Here is a 17,845-nt window from a genome sequence, read left to right on the forward strand (position 1 = left end):
GCCTTCATAATAGTCGATGATAGTTCCACCATCGTCTAAATAATGATAGACATTATAGATGGTTTGAGCAGATCTTCTTAACTTTTTAGCGACTATGTAAGCTTTTTCGCCAATTTCGTAGTAGTTTTCTATCCAAGTCAGTTCTTTCGTGGTAAGATGTGTATAGGCCATTTTGTGTCTACTCCCTTATTTATGATTGGACTCATAAATAGTGTAGCACAAATGGTCTTATTTGTTTTTTTCTAGCTTAATTTTACAATTCAGGCTATATAGAAACAAACGTGTTTTCTTGTTTGTTTCTATCTTTTTTTCTGTTATTTTATATAATTTAATAAGTAACCCAGCTTTTTTGTTAAAAGTCACTTTATTAGCCAAAAAAAGATAAAAGCGTTATTCTATATCAAATACGTCCCATAGGTCATAATTAATGGAGGGTCTGATGATACAATTTGAACACGTTACAAAACAATATGGCGAAAAAATTGTTTTAAAAGATATAAACTACACGATTAATAAAGGAGAGTTCTTTGTTATTGTCGGCTCAAGTGGGAGCGGCAAGACAACTAGCTTAAAGTTAATTAACCGATTAATCGAGCCGACAAAAGGGAAAGTCTTAGTCAATGGAGAAGACGTTCAACAAATTAATAGCCGTGATTTACGACTAGCAACAGGTTATGTGCTACAGTCCGGAGCATTGTTTCCTAATTTAACGATCGGTGAGAATGTTGCTTTAATTCCGGAAATGAAAAAGTGGCCTAAAGAAAAAATAAAGGAAAAAGCCTATCGACTTCTAACTCAAGTAGGTTTAGAAGGAGAAGATTACTACCATCGTTACCCAAGAGAATTATCCGGCGGCGAAAAACAGCGGGTCGGAATTGTACGCGCACTGATTGCTAATCCTGATATTTTATTAATGGACGAGCCCTTTAGTGCACTTGATCCTATTATTAGACAACAATTGCAACAATTGACTCAACAATTACATGAAAAAATGAAAATTACGACCGTATTCGTAACTCATGATATGAATGAAGCTTTTGAATTGGGTGATCGAATTGCGGTAATGAGAAACGGACAAGTGTTGCAAATTGACACCCCTCAAGCGATTAAGACCAACCCAGCGAATGAGTTTGTCGAACAGTTTTTTATTAAGGAGACACTTTAATGCAATCAATCATTCAAACATTTCAAGATAGACAAGCTCAGTGGTTCCAAGCATTGATTGAACATATCCAAATCTCGCTGACAGCTTTATTTATTGCGATGCTGATTGCGATTCCTTTTGCGATTTTAATTGTTAATCATAAAAAACTCTCTGAAGGCATCTTACAAATATCAGGAGTAACTCAAACAATTCCGTCCTTAGCTTTGTTAGGGCTGTTAATTCCCGTTTTCGGTATTGGTAAATTGCCAGCAGTCATTGTCTTAGTTGTGTATGCTTTATTTCCTATTTTGCAAAATACTTTAACCGGACTACAAGAAATCGATCCGATGCTTCAAGAAGCGGCAACAGCTTTTGGAATGAATCGCTTAGAAAAGTTGAAAAAATATGAACTTCCTTTAGCAATGCCGATGATTATTGCTGGTATTAGAACCTCTTCGGTTTTAATTATCGGAACGGCTACTTTAGCAGCTTTGATTGGTGCAGGAGGATTAGGAAGCTTTATATTGTTAGGTATTGACCGAAATAATACAGCTCTTATTTTAATTGGAGCGATCTCATCAGCTATCTTAGCTGTCTTAATCAACTTCTTAATTAAAAAATTAGAAGGTACTTCAATGAAGACGATTGTAATGGCTTTTAGTGGGATTGCTTTACTATTGGCCACTACGTTTGTAAAACCTCATATGACGCCTTCAAATACGATTACGATTGCAGGAAAATTAGGAGCCGAACCTGAAATTATTATTAATATGTATAAGCTATTGATTGAAGAGGAAACAGATTTGAAAGTAGAGTTAAAACCTAATATGGGAAAAACAACTTTCTTATATGAAGCGCTAAAACAAGGATCAATTGATATTTATCCTGAATTTTCAGGAACGATCGTGCAAACACTACTAAATCAACCACCTCAATCATTATCTCAAAGTCCTGAAGAAGTGTATCAATTAGCAAAAGATGAAATATTTAAACAAGATCAATTAGTTTATTTAGAGCCGATGGAATATCAAAATACTTACGCTTTAGCTGTGCCTGAATCTTTTGCATCGAAACATCATCTAGAGAAAATAAGCGATTTAACCCGGATTCAATCTCTTCTTAAAGCAGGGGTGACTTTAGAGTTTAATGACCGTGAAGATGGAAGTAAAGGCATCTTAAACCGGTACGGTCTAGACTTAAAGGCAGTAACGATGGAGCCAGCATTACGTTATCAAGCAATTAATAATGGAGAAATTAATGTAACCGATGTTTATTCGACGGATAGTCAAATATTAGTGTATCATTTAACTCTTTTAGAAGACGATCAAAATCTCTTTCCTCCCTATCAAGGCGCTCCGTTACTTCGCAAAGAAACAGCTGACCGACACCCTGAACTAGTCGATGCTTTAACTCTATTAGCTCATAAAATTTCAACCCAAGATATGATTCAAATGAATTATGAGGTAGACGTCAATGAAAAATCTCCCGCCTCAGTCGCTAAAGCCTATCTAATTGAGCAAGGGTTACTTTTGGAATAATGTGTAAAAAGAGGCGAGACATACGTTATGCAAATAAAATCCCCTGAATGATCGATTGGTGATCGTTCAGGGGATTTTTTAAAGAAGTCCGCTAGTAGAGTCGGCTGTGATATAAGTCAATCGATTAGTTTAAGTGATAATCAACACCCGAAGTATATTCACCAAAAATATTCCATAATAGAAATTCATGGATTCCATGGTCATAAAGGGCATCGACTTGATCTTGTACTTGTTTAGTGCCGTATTCTTGATAGGTTCCTTCTGCTAGAGAATAGTCAGTAAAGTCTTGTAGCCATGGTCTTGATGTAACAGGGTTAGACACGTCTTCTAAAACTGCTTTTTCTTCAAATAAATATAAATCAACGACGTCATATGGATGTAAATCTGGATAATCTAATCCAAAAAATCCTGGCGTCCAGTGAGAAGGGTAAATCATTGAAGAAATAACGTCGACTTGTTCAGACATCTTAGCAAAGTTTTGCCCAATACCGCGCACATCATCAGCATCTCTTGCGACAGCAGTGTATCCAAAGATATCGGCAGCTACTTGAGTGCCATAAGGCATAAGTTGTTCATGGGCGTATTGTAAAAAGTCAGTGATCGCTGCAACTCGCTCGTCACCTTCGCGGTCTGATGGGTAATTTTCATAATCACCACGACCATATTTTAATGTATCAGAAATTACGTTAAATCCTTCAGGGAAGCGAATATAGTCAAATTGGATTTCTTTAAAGCCAATTTTAGCTGCTTCTTTAGCTACATCCACGTTATATTCCCAAACTTCTTTAATAAATGGATTAACGAATCGTGCTCCGTTGGCGTCCTCCCATATTTCACCATCATCTTTATTATGGAAAGAAAACTCTGGATGATCTGTTGATAGTAAATAATCTTTAAAAGTTACCACGCGAGCGATGGGATAGATTTGATTTGCTTCTAAAACCTTTAAAATTTCTTTTAGATCAACTTCAGCGTTAATATTTTCTTGAATTAAAGGGTTATCGGTCTCTAAAGGAGTCGTAATATTTCCATGGTCATCCTTAAAGTCAATAACCATCGCGTTTAAGCCGGAACTTTTAACGAATTGAATGAGTTCTTTAAAATATTCTTCATTAGCTAAATTAGAAATAGTTACGTAAATTCCTTTAACACCTGTTTCAGGGTATTCAATATGGATACCGCTATCATAATATAAACTATCAGGTAAGTTAGTCGGTTTAGATAAGATGGGTTTTGGATTAATTGAGATATTTTCATAACGATTCGCTTGATTTGAGTTTTTACGGTTATTAAAGGCGGCAATTTCATTTTGATCGTATTTGGGTTCGATCGCTAAGCCATCGGCTGATTCAGGTCCGTTTTTTTGCGCGCCTAACATTTGGCATCCTGCTAAAACTAGTACGCTACTAAGATAGATTATAAGTAAACTGATTTTTTTAAGAGAATATCGCATAAGAGCTCCTTTCTATCGGGTTGATTCTAACGAATGAATTAATTCAACTTTGGCGTTCACCAGTGTAGTGTTTAAAGGCTCAAAGTGAGTGATCGCTCGATCTAAATTGATTTCATTCGTAGTAGAAAGCGTATTAATATCTTCAATAACTTTAAAAAATGACCCAAAGTTAGAATCATCTGACGCAACCGAAGCAAATGCTTTTTCTTCTAATGATAAGTTATCCATATAATCCTTTAAGAAAATATCCATAGCTTCATCCATCGCATTTACTTCTTGATGAATAGTATTTAAAACATCTTCAGGGATATTCTTTTTGTCTTTTAAGTCGAGCAGTTCATTTTCTAAGCTTAAAATAGTATCTAACGTTTGACGAAGTTGATTGATTGTATCTTTTCTCAAAAAGACATTTTGTTGAATAGGACTATCTGTATCGGCAAATAGCTCTAACGAGTGATCTTGGTCAAGCGTTGATTCAAAGTCTTGTTGCAGCTCATCTTCTAATGCTTGAAGTTCATTGAGTTGGGCTACAAGAGAAGTCATTTCTTCTTGCATTAACCCAATAATTCGTTCTGCACGCGGAAGAGATTTGCTGCATCCGACAAGGAAAATAGTGATAAATAATAAAAATGACACATAGGTAATTTTCTTCATAGAATCTCCTTTATTTGATTCATCAAAATCTGATAAAAAGTAGTGATGAAAATTATATCAATCGTATTATATCAAACTTTAAAGTCATAACACAATCGGACAACTTTGTTATCCCCTTTAAAATAGCAAATTATCAAGGAATATGCTATAATTTTATGCATTCATTTGGGAAGTTTATAAAGGAGAGTACTGTGTTAGAAGCTGTTATTATTGTCATAACTGTTGTGGTTGACCAACTACTTAAACGCTGGGTTATCCGCACAATCCCTTTACATACCGCTAAACCAGCCCTTCCTGGTGTTTTCGAATGGTTCCATCTTCAAAACTTTGGAGCCGGGTGGGGGATGTTCGAAGGTCAAATGAGTTTGTTTTATATTGTATCAATCGTTGCGCTAGTATATCTTGGTTATGAAATATGGAAAGGCTCTTTTAACCATTGGTTGTGGCGCAGTTGCCTTTCTTTGTTGTTTGCTGGAACCATAGGTAATTTAATTGATCGAATGACGTTAGGCTATGTCACTGATATGATTTCGTTGACGTTTATATCATTTCCAGTTTTTAATGTGGCAGACATTGCTTTAACCTTAGGTGTCATAGGGATGATAATTTATATTTTAAAAATAGAAATGAGGGAGTAAGATGAGCCGACAAATTCAATTAGACGGCCAAACAGGTCGTTTAGATAAAGTATTAACTCAATTAACAGGAGAAAGTCGCTCGCTCATCCAGCGTCATCTTCAACAGCAATTTATTTTAGTTAACGGCAAAGCTGAAAAAGCGAATTATCGACTCCAAGGCGATGAACTGATTGAATTAGTGGAGTCTTTTGAAAAGCCTGAACCTTTAATGATTACGCCTCAACCCATTGAGTTTGAGATCATTTATGAAGATGAAGCCATTCTTATTGTTAATAAGCCTTCTGGTTTAGTTGTTCATCCTTCTAAAGGTCATCCAGATCAGACGTTAGCCAATGGTTTGGTTTATTATTTACACGATCAACTATCGAGTGAAGGAGAAAGTTATCGTCCTGGAATTGTTCATCGAATCGATAAGGATACCTCGGGTTTACTTGTTGTTGCTAAAACGAATCAAGCGCACCGAATTCTTTCTCAAGCAATTCAAGATAAACAATTGAGTCGTTCTTATCTTGCTTTAGTTCAAGGGCAAGTAGGGCCTGATAGAGGGATGATTGATGCGCCGATTAGACGCCACCCAACGCAAAGAACGCGCTTTGAAGTTCATTCGGTTGGTAAATCGGCATTAACAGAGTTTGAAGTGATGACAAGATATAGCGAAAATACTTTATTAAAGGTTAATCTTATTACAGGCCGAACTCATCAAATCCGAGTTCATCTCGAGTATATTAAGCATCCTATCGTAAACGATCCCATTTATTTTGGACCTCACTTTAAAGAAGATCTGTCAATTGATTCAAGTTTCGGCCAATTGCTTCACGCTTATGAATTAAGTTTAATTCATCCAATGACTAATGAGCCGATGACTTTTCAAGCACCTTTACCCAAAGAGTTCCAACAATATATTGACCAGTTAAATTAATTAAAGGAGGAGACCGTGTGTCGACAACGAGTGATAAAATTATCGAAAAAATTCGCAACTTAATTAAACTAGCTGAAGATGGAAAAGATGATGAAGAAAGTCAAACGGCACTTTTAATGGCGCAGCGTTTAATGTTACGCTATAAAATCAGTCAGCATGACCTTGAAGAGTCGTCTGATCAGGAAATCACTTTACGTTCTTTATCGGTGTATAAACGATTATATTGGTGGGAGCGAGCTTTAGCTCAAGTCATTGCAGATAATTTTAGTGTCATGTTATACGTTCAAAGCAATCAGTTTCCTCATCAACGATCCATCCAGCGTAAAATTGTTTTTATGGGATTAGAAGAAGATACGGACTTTGCTTTTAATATGTACCATTTAGCTGCCGATTCAATGCGCCATTATGCTAGTTTACACGTTCAACAAGATGATACCAGTCAATCAGATGTGGACGTACGTAAAGCCTATTATCAAGGATTTATTGACGGTTTAGAAGAAAAGTTTAAACAACAACAAGAACAAATGCGCAAAGAAAATGATCGGTATAGTTTAGTTCTAAAAACACCTAAAAAAGTTAAAGAAGCCTATGACAAGCAAGTTAAAGGCATGATTAGCTTTAAAGCGCCTAGCCTTGACGTTGAATCTCAAGCTTATAGCGATGGATTTCAAAAAGGTCAAAATGTGACTTTAGGAGCGGAGCGGTTATCTAACGATCACCGTAAATCATAAGTTAGGTGAATGAGATGTTTTATGATGAATTAATGACCCGATTGAGTACGAGAAATCAGCATCAAATTAAATTAGGCCTTGAAACGATCGAGCAATTACTTTTAAAGTTAGGTAATCCTCATCACTCTTTATCTTATATTCATGTAGCCGGAACTAACGGTAAAGGAACGATGGTTCATAGCCTTCATCAAGAACTGCGAGGGAATAAAATAAATGTTGCCTCATTTACATCGCCTTGTATTAGTCAAGTCAACGAGCAAATAAAAGTTAATGATCATTTCATTAGTGATGAAGAGCTAATCTATTATGCCTCATTAGTCGAAAAGGCTAACCAGACTCTTCTTCACTCCGCAACGGATTTTGAGTTTCTTGTTGCCTTAGCGCTTCTTTATTTTAGCCATCAAGAAGTAGAAGTTGTTATTATGGAAGTGGGGATGGGCGGAAGGTTAGATGCAACCAATATTATTCCTTCGCCATTAGTACACATTCTTACTCAAATTAGTCGAGATCATGTTTCTTTTTTATCAGATGATTTAACCGCCATCGCTAAAGAAAAAGCTGGCATTATTAAATCGAATCACCCTACAGTAAGTTATCCGCAAACAAAAGTAGTCGAAGAAGTCATTAAAAAAGAAGTTAAAAAATACGGCTCTGAGTTATTTATTGCTCAACTTGATCAATCGATTGATGGCATTTATGAAGAAATGTTACAAAAAACACTCCTGTATTTAAGCCGTGAATGGAAACGACCTTTAGACCAGTGGATTCCTTTAGAGAAGTTATCCTCTTTACCGGCACGCATGGAAATGATCCATAAAAAACCTGACGTTATTTTAGATGGCGCTCACAATCAAGCGGCTTTAGAACGTTTGTTAGATACAGCTTCAACGGACGCGGCTAGAAGAAAGGTTGCTGTGTTTGGTATTTTAGAAGATAAATCATTTGATATGCTGTTAGAGCGATTTTCTAGCGTCTTTGATATTATTGTATTAACTGAGCCTGACAGTCCTCGAGCGTTACCGGTGGAAAAATTAAAGGAATCTTTCGAAAAACATCAAGTGCATGTTTCAGAAAGTTTTAGTCATCCTGAAGTAGCGCTACAATATGCCTTGGACGCCGCTAACCCTTTAGACCGAATTTATGTATTTGGCTCGTTTTATTTAGCTCATCCGATTAAACAATGGCTCAATGAAGAGCGTTTGAAATCGAATTCATAAAAGACTTTTAACTATTTTCTAAATAAGGTATGCTTAATATATGAAATTATGAGGAGGAAATAATATGTCACAAACAGTTTACACAAACTATTGGCTTAATCGTCGTAACGATACGCGAAAAGAACATGGTAGTTATTTAACCGAAGAAGAAGCGCTAGAAGCGATCAAAACGTGGTGGGAAATTCAAAAAGATAATTATGAAAATGTTGAAACTTACCGTACTAATACGGGCGCTTTAGAAATTAACTATGGTGATGATATTTATCTTTATCGTATCGAAAAGCGTCAAACAGATGAGCCATTACCAGCCACTAGTTATCGCTTAAAAACGCAAAGCGAAATTGATACGGAACGTAAAAAGTATATGCTTGACGATGAAACACTTCTTTTTGATGAATTAGCAGAGCCGTACCGTGATCGTTTAATTATTGCGATGGCTGATAGTCGAAAAGTTAGAGAATGGCTTTACGAAGAAAGCGGCAAGCCAACAGTTAAAATTAAAGACTACAAAGCTATCCAATAGGAGATAAAGCGCTTTCATCAAATGTATGGTATAATGGTGATGAAAGGGGAGATTAGTATGAAAATGCAAGTTTATCCACAAGAGTCTGTAAAGGTTGTATCGATCAATGAAGCGATCGAATTGTATCTAGCTAAGTTTCCCAATACATCGCTGGAAGAGATTGAATTAGAATTTGACGGAGCCCGTTATAAATATGAGTGCTATGGCGTCGATGATTCACAAAAATATTATTTTGTCTTCAATGCAGTGACTAAGACACCACTGAAAGAAAATACAAAACCGCTCAAAGAAAAAGAAGCTAATGGGGTTAGACGTCAACGTAAAGCAATCGATACTGATAATCTCATTTCGTTAGAGGAAGCTACTAATATAGCTAAAGAACACGCTGCAGGGTTTAGACCTTTTGAGTGGTCTCTTGAACGCTCTGGCGATTTGACGGTTTATGAAATTGAATGGGTGGACGCTTCAGGAGATAAAGAAATGGAAGTAAAATTAAATGCCCAAACGGGAGATTTAATTGAAATAGAGTTCGCTCATTAATACTTTTAAAGGCCTCAACGAATTGTTGAGGTCTTTTTATATACCCTTATATAATTATGTAAACCCACAAAGAAAGTACTTTCAAATAATAAAAAAATGTTGAAAATAGATTCTAACAAGTTATAATAAAAGTAGAAATCGCTTACAACGTTATTGAGCAAGGAAGGGATGATGATGGCACATAGGTTAACAGTCATACCGCGAATTGAAGCTAACTATGAAAACTTAACACCCGTTGAGCGTTCCATTGCTAATTATTTTCTAAAGAAAAGAAAACTTGCGGCAAGTGATTTAAAGGCCAAAGAATTGGCTAAAAAGCTTCACGTATCTGAACCGTCGTTAACTCGCTTTGCTAAAAAATGCGGTTACAAAGGTTATCGGGAATTCATTTTTGATTATCAACAGTCAAGCGTTCGTTCAGCTTTAACAGATTCGCCCCTTATACAGCGGGTAATGGCTGATTATGAAGAGTTATTAAATAAAAGTTATCACTTAATCGATGAGCCCCAGTTACATCGAATTGTATCCCTACTAAAAACGAAATCTCGTATTTATATTTATGGTAAAGGAAGTTCAGGACTGGTAGCAAGTGAATTAAAACTACGCTTTATGCGTTTAGGATTAATTTGTGAAGCGATGAGTGATGAACACTTAATCAAAATAAATAATGCGCTTTTAGATGAAAGTTCTTTAGTTATTGGAATTAGTGTGTCAGGAAAAACGTCTCTGATTATTGACGCACTGCAAAATGCTCATCAAAAAAAGCAACCACTTTATTAATAACAGCCAATCAAGATCCGTTATTTGAAGAATTTGTTTCTGAAATTATTTTAGTATCTCTCAAATCAACGCTATCTAGAGGACAAATCATCTCACCACAATTCCCAATACTTATCATTACTGATTTAATCTACGCTTATTACTTAGAAGACGAACGAGAGTCAAAAGAAAAAGTGTTCAATCAAACACTCCACGCTTTAGAATCTCTTCGTAAAGAACCCTTTAAAGAACAGGAGGAATAACGTGACTCAAAGAGTGAATTACGGTGTCGTTGGAACTGGCTACTTTGGTGCAGATTTAGCTCGCTCCATTATTAAAAATGAAGACGCTTACTTAAAAGCAGTCTATGATCCTCATAATGGCCAAGCGATCGCAGACGAACTCGATGCCACTAATGAACCGACCTTTGAAGATTTAGTTCAACGAGAAGACATCGATTGTATTATTGTTGCTTCTCCTAATTATTTGCACCGAGATCATGTTGTTTTAGCGGCTAAACATCAAAAACATATCTTTTGTGAAAAGCCAATTGCGTTATCCTACGCCGATTGTGTCGAAATGGTGGAAACGTGTAAAGAGCATAACGTTTTATTTATGGCAGGGCACATTATGAACTTTTTTAATGGTGCTGAATATGCACGTGACGCAATTCAAAGTGGAAAAATCGGTAAAGTATTATATTGCCACACGGCTAGAAATGGTTGGCAAGAACCTGGGACTGGTCAAGGACATTCGTGGAAGAAACAAAGAGAATTATCTGGAGGACATTTATTCCATCACATTCATGAATTGGACTTTGTCCAGTGGATTATGGGCGGATCGCCCGACAGCGTGACGATGGCTGGGGGTAATATTGCTCATCATGAGAAAAATGACCCAGATGAAGAAGATTTACTCATTGCTACGTTAAAGTATCCCAATAACACGTTTGCGTTACTTGAATGGGGTTCTGCCTGTCATTGGGGTGAACATTATGCACTCATCCAAGGGACTAAAGGAGCGATTAAATTAGATCTTCAAAAGGTAGAAGGAACTTTAAAAACGAATGGCGAAGAAGTTAACTTCCTTATTCATGAAACGAAGGAAGAAGACGAAGATCGTCGTCGGATTTATCACCGGCGAACCGATGATGGCGCCGTACAATATGGAAAGCCCGGACAATATACTCCTATGTGGCTAGCAACCCTTATTGATAAAGAAATGACTTACCTTCATAATTTATTGTTAGGGCGACCAGTAGAAAAAGGGTTTGAAAAGTTGATTGATGGCACTGCGGCTTTAGAAGCCATTGCCACAGCGCAAGCTTTAGTTAATTCACTTCAAGAGAATCGTCCGGTCTATTTAAAAGAAATATATCAAAAGAAAGAAGAATGATGAATGGAAAGCATTAAACACGAACTCATCGTATCATGCCAAGCATTAGAAGATGAGCCTTTACATAGTTCGTTTATTATGGGAAGAATGGCCCTAGCGGCCAAACAAGGAGGTGCTAAAGGAATTAGAGCCAACTCGGTCAGTGATATTAAAGAAATTAAACAACAGGTCGATTTGCCAATTATTGCGATCATTAAAAGAGATTACGATGACGCTGAGGCTTTTATTACACCAACTATAAAAGAAATCGACGAATTAATGACGGTCCAGCCGGATATCATTGCGGTTGATGCTACGAATTCTACTCGTCCTAATGGGCAAAGTTTAGAAGCATTCGTTAAAGAAATTAAACAAAAATATCCAGACCAGTTATTAATGGCGGATTGTTCAACCTTAGAAGAAATGAAGCAAGCGGCGGAATTAGGATTTGATTACATTGGTACAACATTAGTTGGTTACACAACTCAAAGCAAACATTTAAAAATTGACGCCAATGACTTTGAAATGATTCAACAATCAGTTAAAGAAATCGATCGACCAATTATTGCGGAAGGAAATATCGATACACCAGAAAAAGTTAAACGAGTACTCGAATTAGGTGCTTATAGCGTTGTTGTCGGCTCAGCGATAACACGCCCACAACTAATTACTGAAAAATTTGTAGAAGCCACAAAATATTATTAAAGGAGACGATTAACATGGCAAAACGTAATGGCAAAAATATTAAAGGAATTATCTCAGCTTTATTAGTCCCATTTGATGAAGAAGGACGCGTCAATGAAGCAGGCCTTCGTCAAATTATCCGTCACAACATTGATGAAATGAAAGTCGACGGGTTATACGTCGGAGGATCAACAGGAGAAAACTTCTTAATTGAAACAGACGTTAAAAAGCAAATTTTTGATATCGCCAAAGACGAATCAAAAGACGATATTCATTTAATTGCTCAAGTAGGTGGGATGAACGTTTATGAAGCCATTGAATTAGGACAATACGCGACTGAATTAGGATATGACGCCATTTCAGCGGTCACACCGTTTTACTATAAATTCTCATTTGCTGAAGTTAAAGAATATTACCAAGATATTGTTAATGCGGTGGATAACGATTTAATTATTTACTCAATTCCAGTATTAACAGGTATTGAAATGGGACTTAAAGAATTTGAAGAGTTATTTGCGTTAGATAATATTATTGGGGTTAAATTTACTGCTGCAGACTTTTACTTATTAGAACGTTTACGTCATTCATTCCCGGATGTGTTAATTTATTCAGGATTTGATGAAATGTTATTCCCAGCAGCTATTTACGAAGTAGATGGTGCGATTGGTTCGACTTATAACGTCAATGGTATTCGTGCTAGAGGTATTTTAGAGGCTGTTAAAGATAACGACTTAGCCAAAGCGCGTCAATTACAAAAAGAAAGTAACGACTTAATCGAGGCAATTTTAGCTAATGGATTATATCCAACTCTTAAGCGTTTACTTCAATTAGAAGGATGCGATGAAGGACCATTCTTAAGCCGTAAACCAATGGCATCAATTACAGATGAACAATTAGAGGAAGCAAAACGAATTCACGAAGAACTTCTATAAACTAATTCATAGGAAGGAACGAAAGCCATGTCAAGCCAAGGATTTACTACAATAGATTTTGTTATATTAGTTGTCTATTTACTGGCCGTTTTATTTGCAGGGTTACTTTTTTCCAATAAAGATATGGAAGGAAAGGAATTCTTTAAAGGAGACGGCAGTGTCCCATGGTATGTAACCTCTGTTTCGATCTTTGCAACATTATTAAGTCCAATTTCATTTATGACTCTTGCAGGAAACTCTTACGCAGGAACATGGATTTTATGGTTTGCTCAGTTAGGAATGATTGTTGCGATTCCATTAGCTATCCGCTTTTTCTTACCAATATATGCAAGAATGGATATCGATACAGCTTATGATTATTTAGAAAGACGCTTTGATTCACCATTACTTCGAGTTATAGGAGCGTTACTCTTTATTGTTTTCCAAGTCGGTCGAATGTCTATTATTATGTATTTACCAAGTGTCGCTTTAGCAACTTTGACAGGAATTAGTGTCAACATATTAATTGTCGTCATGGGAATTATCGCAATCATTTACTCTTATACCGGAGGGATTAAGTCCGTTCTTTGGACCGACTTCATTCAAGGAGCGGTCTTACTTGTCGGGGTAACTGTTGCTTTATTCTTCTTAATTAGCGATTTGAACGGTGGATTTGGGGACATCACTCAAGCGTTAAGTAATCAAAAGTTTTTAGCTGCCGATGAAGTGTTGTTTGATCCGAATCTATTGAAAACGTCCGTATTCTTACTGGTCGTCGGAGCTGGATTTAACACACTAAGTTCATACGTCTCAAGTCAAGATATCGTTCAACGATTTACTACGACTCAAGACATTAAAAAGCTAAATAAAATGATGTTTACAAATGGTGTATTATCCATCTTTATTGCAACAGTATTTTATTTAATTGGAACAGGGCTTTATGTATATTACCAAGTACAAAACCCTGGGGACGCTGGGGCATCCATTCCGCAAGATCAAATCTTTACCTACTTTATCGCTTATCGCTTACCAGTAGGAATTACGGGAATTTTACTCGCTGCGATTTATGCTGCAAGTCAGTCCACATTATCAACCGGACTTAACTCAGTAGCAACTTCTTGGACATTAGATATTCAAGACTTTATTACTAAAGGATTAACTGATGAAAAACGTACAGCGATTGCTCGTTATATTTCTCTTGGTGTTGGTATTTTCTCTATTGTAGTGTCTATCATTTTAGCTCACTCAGACATTCAATCCGCTTATTCATGGTTTAATGGCTTTATGGGATTAGTTCTTGGGGTACTAGGTGGCGTATTCATGCTTGGTATCTTTACTAAAAAAGCTAACCGCAATGGAGCCTATGCTGCACTACTCGTTTCAAGTATTGTCATGATTGTTATTAAATATTTCTTACCTGCTGAAGCAGTAAGTATTTGGTCCTATTCATTGATTTCTATTGCGGTATCGATGGTTGTAGGCTATCTTGTATCAATGATTATGCCTGATGCAGCATCACAAGCACCTAAATATACAACGGTTTATGATATTCCTGAAATTAAAGCTGATAAGGAATGGTTGGTGAGACACTAATGGAATTTTATGAATTAAAACATACTGAATATGTAACGCGTCCAGAAGTTCAAAAAGTCATTGATTTTTTGAAAGAAAATGATTTAACCGATCAATCACTAGGTATTCATGAAGTAGACGAAGACTTCTTTTATAACGTTATTTCTTACACTACCACCACAGAGGACGAAAGACCGTGGGAAAGTCACCATCAATATATTGATATCCACGTTCCTATTAAAGGATTTGAAAAGATTGCCCATGCTTTTATGAGTGAAGTAGAATTGAAAGATTACGTTGAAGATGAAGATTTCCAACAATCAATCGCAACACCAAGTAACTATTTAACCATTAAGCCAGGTCAAATCCTTGTCTTAGATAGTTATGATATTCATAAAACAGGTCTTATCGTGAAGGAACCTGAAATGATCAAAAAAGCAGTCTTTAAAGTAAAGTATGAATGATGCAACAAGCGGTGCCGAGTGCATCGCTTGTTTTTAGTTGAAAGGAGAGTTGAGATGAATATTTTAGCCATTGATATTGGTGGAACGACTATTAAAAGTGATGTTTACTGTAACGATAAAAGTTTGGGGCAATTCAATGAAATGCCGACACAAGTGGACTTAAATACTCAAACAAACAATATCTTAAATCAAGTGGAACAATTAATTAGTCATACCATTGAAGAATTATCACTACAAAATAAACAGCTAAGTGGTGTAGCGATTGCGACAGCAGGAGTTGTTGACTCGTCGCAAGGAACAGTAGTGTATGCCGGCTATACGATCCCTAATTATGGAGGAACGGATTTTTCATCAATGATTCAAGAGCAATTTGATTTACCTTGTGTTGTATTAAATGACGTTAATAGTGCTACTTACGCCGAGTATAAGCTCAACGATTATAATAAAGAAGACACTCTTTTATGTCTGACAATAGGAACAGGAATTGGTAGTGGCATTGTGATTCATAATAACTTATTGATTGGGCACACTTTTTCTGCTGGAGAAGTAGGTTATATGCCCATTGAAGGTCAAAAGTATCAAAACATTGCATCAACCACAGCGTTAGTTAAAAACTACCAATCTGTTTTGAATAGCAAAGAGCCAGTAAATGGTAAAATGATTTTTGAAGCATACCATCACAATAACTCTAAAGCAGTGCATGTAGTAAGAGAATGGATTCAACAATTAGTTAAAGGATTACTACCGATGGTGTATATTTTAAATCCTACGACCATTGCGTTAGGTGGAGGTGTCATGGCTCAACATGAAGTTTTAATCCCTCTTATTAAAGATGAGTTACGCCACCAATTAGAGTCTGAAGCATTTATGCCAAAGAGTATAAAGCCAATGAATGTCGGTAACGAAGCTGGACGGTTAGGGGCTTATTATTACTTTTTAGATCATGTTAGTTCAAAATAAATGAGTCACAATGAAACTTCCTGGAGGATAATATCAGGAAGTTTTTTTGATGGGAATAAACGTTATACTCATTAACTCAAAGATAGAGAATTCTTAGTTAAATCGAATAATAAAAAGTATCAGTAATTATTATGTAAACCCACAGAGGATTTATAAATTATTATAGCAAATGACAAAAGAGGATGGACACTACACCATAAAGAGGATCCTACATATAAAAGGAGCGGCCTAAAACGTTAATATACACAAAAAAGCATTACTTATATAAGTTAATCAACTGATTTTGTAGCAATCAATGTCTAGTTGACGATATAAAGGAACCTCTATAAGCTTGTGCTAAAAGCTGCCAAAAATAGAATATTACGGAAAGACACTCACAGTTAGAGTTATGTAAACCCACAGAAAAATTAAAAAATATATATAGTTAATAACTGACGGAAAGGTAGTTAATACACAACCTATAAGCGATAAATACAATAATAAGAATCACTAAGAGTAATTGAAGAAAGCTTTGAAGTTAATAGCAGTATTAACTTATAAATTAAGCATGATAAGACGCTTTAATGATCAGCACAAGCGAATGAATGGAATCAGCTAAAAATTAAAATCCTTTATACAATAGTGCATATCAACAGAAGGAATCTTATGTCAACCCATAAAGAAATTAATTCCAAATATATAATAATCAACAGCCAAGGGCCGCTTAGCAAGATCTTCCAACCATGCCAGATATAAACAAACTGAATCAGTCCATGACTATGAGCTTAAACTCACTATCATTGAGTAACGATGATGATAATAATGAAGAGACGAATTGTTACTGATATAAAAGATAGTAATCCAGTATAAGTATGAATCTTTTATATGTAATGACTGTCTATAATGATGTATCATCTTTCAGCTACTTTTATTATAATATATATTATGTAAACTAGTAGGGATAAAAAAATAAACATTTTATTTAACACCCTATGCTCTATTGTTATAAGTGTTAATCTGCATCAAAGCGCACCAAATTAACTAACAGTGATTTTAAATATTTTTAGTTAATTTGACTTCGCTCTCACTTCATCTGTCACATGAGTGTGTCATGGCGTTTCTGATGTGGCTCAATATTCTATGAGTGTATTGTCATCGCCAAAATCAATAGCTGACCAAAAAAGTATATTACTATCATATGAATAAACCCCTTTGATTTTTGTTTTCACAGCTTTACAAGCGTTTCTACCGCTAATAGTCCGCCCATTCCGACCGACTGCTTTTGCTTTCATTAGGACGCTAGTCCTTTGACACGTTACCATCCGTGTTATTGAGAATTCAGTTGTGAACTCATTTTCAAGGAGCTTACTATAAAGCTACCATAAGTTATATTAACAGTCAATGATAAAATTACATTAAAAATAAAATGGCGACTTGTATAATTAAGTGAGACCATAAAAAAGCCCATCGACATCTCTGCTATACTGATTTTAACCACAAAATACAGAGGAGGGATTTCGATGAGCTATACCTATTCTACCATAGTTCGGAAAAAATATTCACATATGACCTATGAGATGCGTAGAACGATGGAAAAGTTACTAATTGAGAATGACAAAGCGCCAAAGGCGAAGAAAAAAACCAACAAAGAGATTTATGAGTCTTTAGGCATCTCAAAAGCCACCTTCTACCGTGAGCGTAAGCGAGGCCTAGTAGATGTTGTAAGGTCTGACCTGGAGCCTTACAAAATGTATTCGGCCGATGTTGCACAGGATGACTATGATT

17 protein-coding genes and 1 pseudogene are annotated in these 17,845 nt (G+C 36.0%); 16 read left to right on the plus strand and 2 right to left on the minus strand.

Annotated elements, in window-relative coordinates; genetic code table 11:
- Window positions 1-439: 439 nt before the first annotated feature.
- Window positions 440-1,165 carry an ABC transporter ATP-binding protein gene (locus BLR79_RS05895; protein WP_092085795.1) on the plus strand — a complete coding sequence of 242 codons (726 nt, stop codon included), beginning with the start codon at window positions 440-442 and terminating at the stop codon, window positions 1,163-1,165.
- Window positions 1,165-2,682, plus strand: coding sequence for an ABC transporter permease/substrate-binding protein (locus BLR79_RS05900; protein WP_092085797.1), 1,518 nt, complete (start codon window positions 1,165-1,167; stop codon window positions 2,680-2,682). The genes BLR79_RS05895 and BLR79_RS05900 overlap by 1 nt, the downstream gene beginning before the upstream one ends.
- 124 nt (window positions 2,683-2,806) lie before the next feature.
- Here BLR79_RS05900 and BLR79_RS05905 read toward each other — a convergent pair whose 3' ends face one another.
- Both BLR79_RS05905 and BLR79_RS05910 read right to left on the minus strand, forming a co-directional pair.
- Complete coding sequence (locus BLR79_RS05905) at window positions 2,807-4,060, minus strand: putative glycoside hydrolase (protein ID WP_180955822.1); 1,254 nt, start codon at window positions 4,058-4,060, stop codon at window positions 2,807-2,809.
- Between the two features lie 87 nt (window positions 4,061-4,147).
- On the minus strand, window positions 4,148-4,789 hold the full coding sequence (locus tag BLR79_RS05910) for a YkyA family protein (RefSeq protein WP_092085801.1): 642 nt from the start codon (window positions 4,787-4,789) through the stop codon (window positions 4,148-4,150).
- Between the two features lie 191 nt (window positions 4,790-4,980).
- Between BLR79_RS05910 and lspA the strand changes: the two genes are divergently transcribed.
- The 14 genes and pseudogenes from lspA to BLR79_RS05980 all read left to right on the plus strand — a co-directional run.
- Window positions 4,981-5,427 (plus strand): signal peptidase II, encoded by a 447-nt coding sequence (gene lspA / locus BLR79_RS05915; RefSeq protein WP_234970838.1) that lies wholly within the window; start codon window positions 4,981-4,983, stop codon window positions 5,425-5,427.
- Window position 5,428: 1 nt separating this feature from the next.
- Complete coding sequence (locus BLR79_RS05920; protein ID WP_092085805.1) at window positions 5,429-6,346, plus strand: RluA family pseudouridine synthase; 918 nt, start codon at window positions 5,429-5,431, stop codon at window positions 6,344-6,346.
- Window positions 6,347-6,363: 17 nt separating this feature from the next.
- Complete coding sequence (locus BLR79_RS05925; protein ID WP_092085806.1) at window positions 6,364-7,077, plus strand: DUF2786 domain-containing protein; 714 nt, start codon at window positions 6,364-6,366, stop codon at window positions 7,075-7,077.
- Window positions 7,078-7,091: 14 nt separating this feature from the next.
- The gene (locus BLR79_RS05930; protein ID WP_092085808.1) at window positions 7,092-8,294 is read left to right on the plus strand and encodes a bifunctional folylpolyglutamate synthase/dihydrofolate synthase; all 1,203 of its coding nucleotides are present in this window, start codon (window positions 7,092-7,094) and stop codon (window positions 8,292-8,294) included.
- Window positions 8,295-8,358: 64 nt separating this feature from the next.
- Window positions 8,359-8,817 carry a hypothetical protein gene (locus tag BLR79_RS05935; RefSeq protein ID WP_092085810.1) on the plus strand — a complete coding sequence of 153 codons (459 nt, stop codon included), beginning with the start codon at window positions 8,359-8,361 and terminating at the stop codon, window positions 8,815-8,817.
- A 57-nt stretch (window positions 8,818-8,874) separates the two neighbouring features.
- The gene (locus BLR79_RS05940; RefSeq protein ID WP_159427609.1) at window positions 8,875-9,357 is read left to right on the plus strand and encodes a PepSY domain-containing protein; all 483 of its coding nucleotides are present in this window, start codon (window positions 8,875-8,877) and stop codon (window positions 9,355-9,357) included.
- Between the two features lie 174 nt (window positions 9,358-9,531).
- A complete protein-coding gene (locus BLR79_RS05945) occupies window positions 9,532-10,137 on the plus strand; it encodes a MurR/RpiR family transcriptional regulator (RefSeq protein WP_159427610.1) in 606 nt (201 codons plus the stop codon).
- Window positions 10,138-10,380: 243 nt separating this feature from the next.
- A complete protein-coding gene (locus BLR79_RS05950) occupies window positions 10,381-11,511 on the plus strand; it encodes a Gfo/Idh/MocA family protein (protein ID WP_234970841.1) in 1,131 nt (376 codons plus the stop codon).
- 3 nt (window positions 11,512-11,514) lie between these two features.
- Complete coding sequence (locus BLR79_RS05955) at window positions 11,515-12,195, plus strand: N-acetylmannosamine-6-phosphate 2-epimerase (protein ID WP_092085816.1); 681 nt, start codon at window positions 11,515-11,517, stop codon at window positions 12,193-12,195.
- A 38-nt stretch (window positions 12,196-12,233) separates the two neighbouring features.
- Window positions 12,234-13,106, plus strand: a complete 873-nt coding sequence (locus tag BLR79_RS05960; RefSeq protein ID WP_200778871.1) for an N-acetylneuraminate lyase — start codon at window positions 12,234-12,236, stop codon at window positions 13,104-13,106.
- A gap of 27 nt (window positions 13,107-13,133) precedes the next feature.
- Window positions 13,134-14,678, plus strand: coding sequence for a sodium:solute symporter family protein (locus BLR79_RS05965; protein WP_092085820.1), 1,545 nt, complete (start codon window positions 13,134-13,136; stop codon window positions 14,676-14,678).
- Window positions 14,678-15,121, plus strand: coding sequence for a NanQ anomerase/TabA/YiaL family protein (locus BLR79_RS05970; RefSeq protein WP_159427611.1), 444 nt, complete (start codon window positions 14,678-14,680; stop codon window positions 15,119-15,121). Before BLR79_RS05965 ends, BLR79_RS05970 begins: the two co-directional genes overlap by 1 nt.
- A 54-nt stretch (window positions 15,122-15,175) precedes the next feature.
- Window positions 15,176-16,081: an ROK family protein gene (locus tag BLR79_RS05975; RefSeq protein ID WP_092085824.1), complete on the plus strand. Its 906-nt coding sequence runs from the start codon at window positions 15,176-15,178 to the stop codon at window positions 16,079-16,081.
- A 1,499-nt stretch (window positions 16,082-17,580) separates the two neighbouring features.
- Window positions 17,581-17,845: pseudogene (locus BLR79_RS05980) on the plus strand (IS30 family transposase); the annotation flags it as partial.

Origin of the sequence: Dolosicoccus paucivorans (genome assembly GCF_900100125.1) — a bacterium.
Lineage (GTDB): Bacteria > Bacillota > Bacilli > Lactobacillales > Aerococcaceae > Dolosicoccus > Dolosicoccus paucivorans.

What these genes read in the sequence shown, in the direction of transcription:
- BLR79_RS05895 (WP_092085795.1), top strand. Translation starts at nt 440, where the DNA reads ATGATACAATTTGAACACGTTACAAAACAATATGGCGAAAAAATTGTT.
- BLR79_RS05955 (WP_092085816.1), top strand. Translation starts at nt 11,515, where the DNA reads ATGGAAAGCATTAAACACGAACTCATCGTATCATGCCAAGCATTAGAA.
- BLR79_RS05930 (WP_092085808.1), top strand. Translation starts at nt 7,092, where the DNA reads ATGTTTTATGATGAATTAATGACCCGATTGAGTACGAGAAATCAGCAT.
- BLR79_RS05965 (WP_092085820.1), top strand. Translation starts at nt 13,134, where the DNA reads ATGTCAAGCCAAGGATTTACTACAATAGATTTTGTTATATTAGTTGTC.
- BLR79_RS05945 (WP_159427610.1), top strand. Translation starts at nt 9,532, where the DNA reads ATGGCACATAGGTTAACAGTCATACCGCGAATTGAAGCTAACTATGAA.
- BLR79_RS05910 (WP_092085801.1), bottom strand. Translation starts at nt 4,789, where the DNA reads ATGAAGAAAATTACCTATGTGTCATTTTTATTATTTATCACTATTTTC.
- BLR79_RS05940 (WP_159427609.1), top strand. Translation starts at nt 8,875, where the DNA reads ATGAAAATGCAAGTTTATCCACAAGAGTCTGTAAAGGTTGTATCGATC.
- BLR79_RS05975 (WP_092085824.1), top strand. Translation starts at nt 15,176, where the DNA reads ATGAATATTTTAGCCATTGATATTGGTGGAACGACTATTAAAAGTGAT.
- BLR79_RS05935 (WP_092085810.1), top strand. Translation starts at nt 8,359, where the DNA reads ATGTCACAAACAGTTTACACAAACTATTGGCTTAATCGTCGTAACGAT.
- BLR79_RS05905 (WP_180955822.1), bottom strand. Translation starts at nt 4,060, where the DNA reads ATGTTAGGCGCGCAAAAAAACGGACCTGAATCAGCCGATGGCTTAGCG.
- BLR79_RS05970 (WP_159427611.1), top strand. Translation starts at nt 14,678, where the DNA reads ATGGAATTTTATGAATTAAAACATACTGAATATGTAACGCGTCCAGAA.
- BLR79_RS05900 (WP_092085797.1), top strand. Translation starts at nt 1,165, where the DNA reads ATGCAATCAATCATTCAAACATTTCAAGATAGACAAGCTCAGTGGTTC.
- BLR79_RS05920 (WP_092085805.1), top strand. Translation starts at nt 5,429, where the DNA reads ATGAGCCGACAAATTCAATTAGACGGCCAAACAGGTCGTTTAGATAAA.